Here is a 5,883-nt window from a genome sequence, read left to right as displayed (position 1 = left end):
GTGTTAGGGGGCCGATATTAGGGGGCTAGGGGGCCAGAGGGCTAGTATTGGTGAGCTAAAGTGTTAGATGAGTAAAGGTTTAGCACTAGGGGACTAGGGCTAGTATTAGGAAGTTAGAAGTTCAGATGGTTTTGAGGATAAATATTTGATATAAAAAGAGCTTAAAGTCCAAGGACTTTAAGCTCTTTTTTATATGATGGTGATTATTTTGCTAGTATTTATTATTTTCCTAAAGTTGCAACCATAACAGCTTTTATTGTATGCATTCTGTTTTCTGCTTCATCGAATACAACTGAATTTTTGCTTCTGAATACTTCATCAGTTACTTCTCTTATGTCTAAGCCAGTTTTTTCTTTAGCTTCTGTTGCTACATTTGTTTCAAAGTCATGGAATGATGGTAAACAATGCATGAATAAAGTTTCTGGATTTCCAGTTTTCTCAAACATTTCTTCTGTAACTTTGTATGGAGTTAATAATTTAACTCTGTTAGCTAATTGATCTTCTTCTCCCATAGATGCCCATATGTCTGTGTAGATTACATCTGCACCTTTAACAGCTTCTTCTATATTATCTGTAACTTCTATTTTTGCTCCTGATTCTTTAGCAAATGCTTCTGCTTCTGCCATTACCTTTGGATCTGGATTTAATTCTTTTGGTCCAAGAGCTACGAAGTGCATTCCCATTTTAGCTGCACCATACATTAAAGCATAGCTCATGTTATTTCTTATATCTCCAACGAAAACAAATTTAACTTTGTTAAGTGGTTTGTGGATATGTTCTTCTATAGTTAAAAGGTCAGCAAGAACTTGAGTTGGGTGATCTATGTCAGTAAGTCCATTCCATACAGGTACTCCTGAATGTTTAGCTAGAGCATCAACTGTTTCTTGTTTAAATCCTCTGAATTCGATTCCATCATAGAATCTTCCAAGAACTTTTGCAGTATCTTCTATAGATTCTTTTTTACCCATTTGAGAATTTGTAAGGAATGTTACGTGAGCTCCTTCATCTAAAGCAGCAACTTCAAAAGCACATCTAGTTCTTGTAGAAGTTTTTTCAAATAAAAGAACTATATTTTTTCCCTCTAATGAGTTTCCCTTTATTCCTAATCTTTTTTTATCTTTTAAATTATGAGATAAATCTAATAAGTATCTTATTTCTTGTGGTGTAAAGTCTTTTAATGTTAAAAAATGTCTTCCTTTTAAGTTTATAGCCATTGTTATTCCTCCTCGTTTTATCTTTAGGCTTACTTTGTATGCCTTTTTATTTTCATGATATTATTATAATAAATTTATCAAATTCATTAAATTCATTAAATTCCTTCAATAAATTTATCAAGTTTAAATTCAACAAATAAATACAAATTCCTTCATTTTATATTAATATTTATTTTTCCAAGTATATATTTTTATTAATCAGTTCATATTATTATAAACTTACTCTAATTGGATTTAATCCTAAGTCCTCTATTCAATGTTCAAATACACTCAAAAATACTTTTTCATTATCTGATAATTACCACTTACATGGAAATTTTTCTTAATTCCTTATTAAATATCACATATGCTGTATTATAAGTCTTCCCTATATAAAGGCATAGACATACATCTTGGGCCTCCTCTTCCTCTAGATAACTCTGAGGATGCCATTGAAAGCACTGTTACGTTGTACTTATCCAATATCTCATTTGTAATGTAATTTCTTTCATAAGTAACAACCTTACCTGGAGCTATAGCTAAGGTATTTGATCCATCATTCCATTGCTCTCTTCCAGATATTATCCTGTCTCCGCCTCCGCAGCGAATTAATGTTATATCCTTCTTTAGGTATTTAGAAAGTATTTTTTCTAAAGAGCCTTCTTCTTCATTCATAATAAGCTCCTTATTTTTTTCATCAAAGGTTACAGCTGTAACCTTTAAGCTTCCCTCGATACCTGGATGAACAGTAAACTTATCATGATCTATCATTGTAAATACAGTATCTAGATGCATAAAAGCTCTTATCTTAGGAATGTCGAATATAAGTACAGTATTAAAGGATTCTCCTGCTTCAAATATGTTTTTTGCCATGGTTAAAATAGCTTCTTTATCTGTTCTTTCACTATGTCCCACAGCTAAAATTTCATTGGACAATACCAATTCGTCTCCACCTTCAATATTATACTGATGGCTTCTATCGTACCATAAAGGTACGTTTGAACCTTTAAATTCAGGATGATATTTAAAAATGTATTTGCCAAATATAGTTTCTCTTCTTCTGGTCCTTGTCCTCATGGAGTTTAAGGTAATGCCTTTTCCTATAGATGCAAAAGGATCTCTAGTAAAATATAAATTTGGCATAGGATCCATTAAAAATGGATATTCATTGAAATCTTCCTTGTATCCAACTTCCTTTTTTCTCACTCCTGCCATTATTTTATCTACCATAGCCTTTGTTGGCAATGCTCTCAAAAACTCCTTAATTTTTTCTATTTCTTCCTTCTTTTCTATACCACATTCACTAATAACTTCACTTAAAAACAATTCCTTAACTTCTTTACATTCTACTGATTCTGCTGTAAGCTTTTCAAGATATAGAACTTCTACACCATTGTTTTGAAGAATCTTAGCAAAGTTGTCATGCTCTTCCCTTGCTACTTTTAAAAAAGGTATATCATCAAATAAAAGCCTTTCCAAGTAGTCTGGGGTTAAGTTTTCTATTTCTTCTCCTGGTCTATGAAGCACTACTGTCTTTAAATTGCCAATTTCGGAATATACATGTATGTTTCTTCCACTCATTGTCAATATCCCCCCTTCGTAGTTCACATATCTTTGTAACCATTAATTACAAAATATCCTATGCAATTTATACATTAAATATTTTTAAAAGCTTATTTAAAAATATTATCTATTCACTTAGTTCTCTCTAATACTCTCTATACATAAAGTAAAATCATGGGATTACTTAACAATCTTAGTTCCACTTAATCCTTTTAAAGCTTCTTTTGCTTTTGATAAAGATGCTATTATAGCTGTTTTATCTTCTTTGAATTGTGCAAATTTCTTACAAGCTTCAACCTTTGGAAGCATACTTCCTGGTGCAAATTGTCCTTCCTCTATATATCTATCAACTTCTTCTAAAGTCATAACCTCAAGGGATTTTTGATCTGGTTTATTGAAGTTTACACAAACTCTATCCACTGCAGTTAATATTAAAAGCACATCTGCATCCAATATTTCAGCAAGTTTTTCTGCTGCAAAGTCCTTATCTATAACTGCTGCTACACCCTTTATAGTATTGTTCTCTTGCACAACAGGTATTCCACCGCCTCCGCAAGACACTACAACTGCTCCTGATGCTACTAAATTCTTTATTAAGTCCTTTTCTATTACATCTATTGGCTTTGGAGATGCTACTACTCTTCTATACCCTCTACCCGCATCTTCCTTCATAATATATCCTTTTTCCTTTTGCAATTTTTCTGCTTCTTCTTTACTATAGAATGAACCTATAGGTTTAGTTGGGTTTTGGAATCCTTTGTCATTTTTATCCACTAAAACCTGAGTAACTACAGTTCCTACAGATTTATTTATATTTCTCTTTTTTAACTCTTCTGAAATAGCATTTTGAAGATGATATCCTATGTATCCTTGTGAAAAAGATCCGCAAACATCAAAAGGGAATAGCACATTAGAATTATCTGCTTTATAAGCAGTTTCTGTACACGCTACTATTTGACCAACCTGTGGTCCATTGCCGTGAACTATTGATATTTCATGACCTTCTTCTATTAAATCAACTATTGATTTAGCTGTTTCTTTACAAGTGTTAAGCTGTGCCTCAGCAGTTTTATCCTTTGGATCTGATTGCAAAGCATTTCCACCTAATGCCAAAACTATTTTCATATGTTCCCCTCCTCAACCGATTAAAACCTAACATTATTACAAACTCTATGCAAGGTCATAGTACTATGAATTGAAAACCTTGTCAACCTTTTAAAATAGCGGTTCTTTGTATAACTATTCTTATTTTTTTACTGCTAAATCACCCAAATTTAGCCTATTACTTAATTATTGTTTGAATTTTTTAAAATTTTATGCACAATATGCATAAATATAGCTGAAATTTGTATATAAAATTATTTATTCTACTTATTTTTATTTTTTAAGTTGACATACTAATATTAAATGCATATAATAATATTAAAGATACCCCATACGGGTATAGGAGGTGTTTGTATATGAATTTAATTTTAGATGAAAAATCAAGAGAAGTACTTTCTTCAGGTCTAACTAAGAAGAACAAATCTGCTGTTAGATTAATGATAAAAGGCTTTGGCTGAGGCGGCCCTCAACTTGGAATTGTTCTGGATGAACAAAGAGAGGGAGATATAGAAACTACAGTAGATGGAATAAAATTTGTAGCTGATAGAGAAGAATCCTTCATTTTTGAAAATGCTAAATTAGTTTATCAATCAGGCATATTTGGCAATGGAGTAAAAATAATCCCTTCAAATATAAAAACTAGTACCTGTTAGCTAGTGAGCCGATATTAGTGGGCCGATATTAGTGGGCTAGTGGGCTAGTGGGCTAGTGGGCTAGTGGGCTAGTGGGCTAGTGGGCTAGTGGGCTAGTGGGCTAGTGGGCTAGTGGGCTAGTGGGCTAGTGGGCTAGTGGGCTAGTGGGCTAGTGGGCAGAAAAAGCTTTGCTTTTTCTGCCCACTAAACTATAATAAAGATTTTCCGTAGCATTGCGAAGGAAAATCCTCCTTTCCTAGCCCTCTAGCCCTCTGACACCCTAGCCCTCTAATACTTGGTCCTCTGACACCCTAGCCCTCTAATACTTGGTCCTCTAACACTTGGCACTCTAACACTTGGCAAACTGGCAAACTAATTAATCGGTTTTTTATTTATCACATTAGAAAGAGTGTTTATACTTTGAGTAAGATTTTCAAGTTTTCCCTCAATTCTAATTAAAAGATATAGACTTATGGCTATAGGAAATCCTAAATTCCCTATTAGGTTAACTATAGAATCCATATATATCACTTCCCTTCAATAATATATATGTACTTTTCATATCTTTTCCCATTGCTTTCCTTGTTTTTTAGCCTCATGTCTTTAAGCAAAAAAATAAAAGCCCCATGTTAACCATGAAGCTAAGGTCATATATTATTTATTCTTCAGATTTCTCATTTTTATACTCATCTACTATCTTTTGTACTAATTTCTTTATAGCACTAGCTTGAGCTATTAAAGTCATCACTACTAAAAATACTAAAATTCTTTCTTCATCAGTGTTTTTTAAATTTAATCCACTTATTATTTCATTAAACTTATCTTCTTTAAAATAATCCTTACATAAAAAATCTGAAAAACTTTCTTCTTGTATTTTAGAAAATATTTTATATGCCTTTTCCCAAGATATTATATCGTCACTTCTGTCATTGATCTCATTAAAAGCTAATCTAAAAACCTTACTTATCTCTTCCGTTGTAAGTATCGGTCTCATGTAACTTAAAAGTACTAACTGTGCTAGATGAAGTTTAGTGTATCCTCTTTTTTTGCCATCCTCTGGTTTAGATATAATTTCACTTTTAATATAATTTTGAACAATATTTTTTGTATATTTTTCATTTTCAAATCTATCATTCAAATAGTCTATTACCTGCGATAAAAAAAGATCGTATTGTGGCAAATCATCATAAGGCACTATATTGTTTATAGATACATCTCTAGCCAATTTATTTATAGTTTCAATAGAAAAAAAATCTTTTTTTTCCACTTAATAAAAACTCCTCCCTTTATGAATTTTAATATAAGCGGATACTTAAAATTATCCACTATAATAAATTTATGGACATTATTAAGCTAAAATAATTCACTTATATACATTACTTACATATATA

5 protein-coding genes are annotated in these 5,883 nt (G+C 31.9%); all 5 read right to left on the bottom strand.

The features are described from left to right. Positions 1–221: 221 nt before the first annotated feature. Entirely contained in the window at positions 222–1,214 is a 993-nt protein-coding gene (gene argF / locus FGK85_RS14330) for an ornithine carbamoyltransferase (protein ID WP_138207756.1), read from the bottom strand. A gap of 354 nt (positions 1,215–1,568) precedes the next feature. Next, entirely contained in the window at positions 1,569–2,774 is a 1,206-nt protein-coding gene (gene arcA / locus FGK85_RS14325; protein ID WP_138207754.1) for an arginine deiminase, read from the bottom strand. 162 nt (positions 2,775–2,936) lie between these two features. Next, positions 2,937–3,881, bottom strand: a complete 945-nt coding sequence (gene arcC / locus FGK85_RS14320) for a carbamate kinase (RefSeq protein ID WP_138207752.1) — start codon at positions 3,879–3,881, stop codon at positions 2,937–2,939. 983 nt (positions 3,882–4,864) lie between these two features. Beyond that, on the bottom strand, positions 4,865–5,014 hold the full coding sequence (locus FGK85_RS14315; protein WP_138207750.1) for a YvrJ family protein: 150 nt from the start codon (positions 5,012–5,014) through the stop codon (positions 4,865–4,867). Between the two features lie 136 nt (positions 5,015–5,150). Then, positions 5,151–5,759 (bottom strand): DUF1836 domain-containing protein, encoded by a 609-nt coding sequence (locus tag FGK85_RS14310; protein WP_138207748.1) that lies wholly within the window; start codon positions 5,757–5,759, stop codon positions 5,151–5,153. Positions 5,760–5,883: the final 124 nt, after the last annotated feature.

Source organism: Haloimpatiens lingqiaonensis, assembly GCF_901447495.1.
Classification (GTDB): domain Bacteria; phylum Bacillota; class Clostridia; order Clostridiales; family Clostridiaceae; genus Haloimpatiens; species Haloimpatiens lingqiaonensis.
The sequence above is the reverse complement of the archived record's forward strand: the minus strand, read 5'-3'. Positions and strand labels throughout refer to the sequence as shown.

Coding starts and splice junctions, on each gene's coding strand:
- argF (WP_138207756.1), bottom strand. CDS start 1,214: ATGGCTATAAACTTAAAAGGAAGACATTTTTTAACATTAAAAGACTTT.
- arcA (WP_138207754.1), bottom strand. CDS start 2,774: ATGAGTGGAAGAAACATACATGTATATTCCGAAATTGGCAATTTAAAG.
- arcC (WP_138207752.1), bottom strand. CDS start 3,881: ATGAAAATAGTTTTGGCATTAGGTGGAAATGCTTTGCAATCAGATCCA.
- FGK85_RS14315 (WP_138207750.1), bottom strand. CDS start 5,014: ATGGATTCTATAGTTAACCTAATAGGGAATTTAGGATTTCCTATAGCC.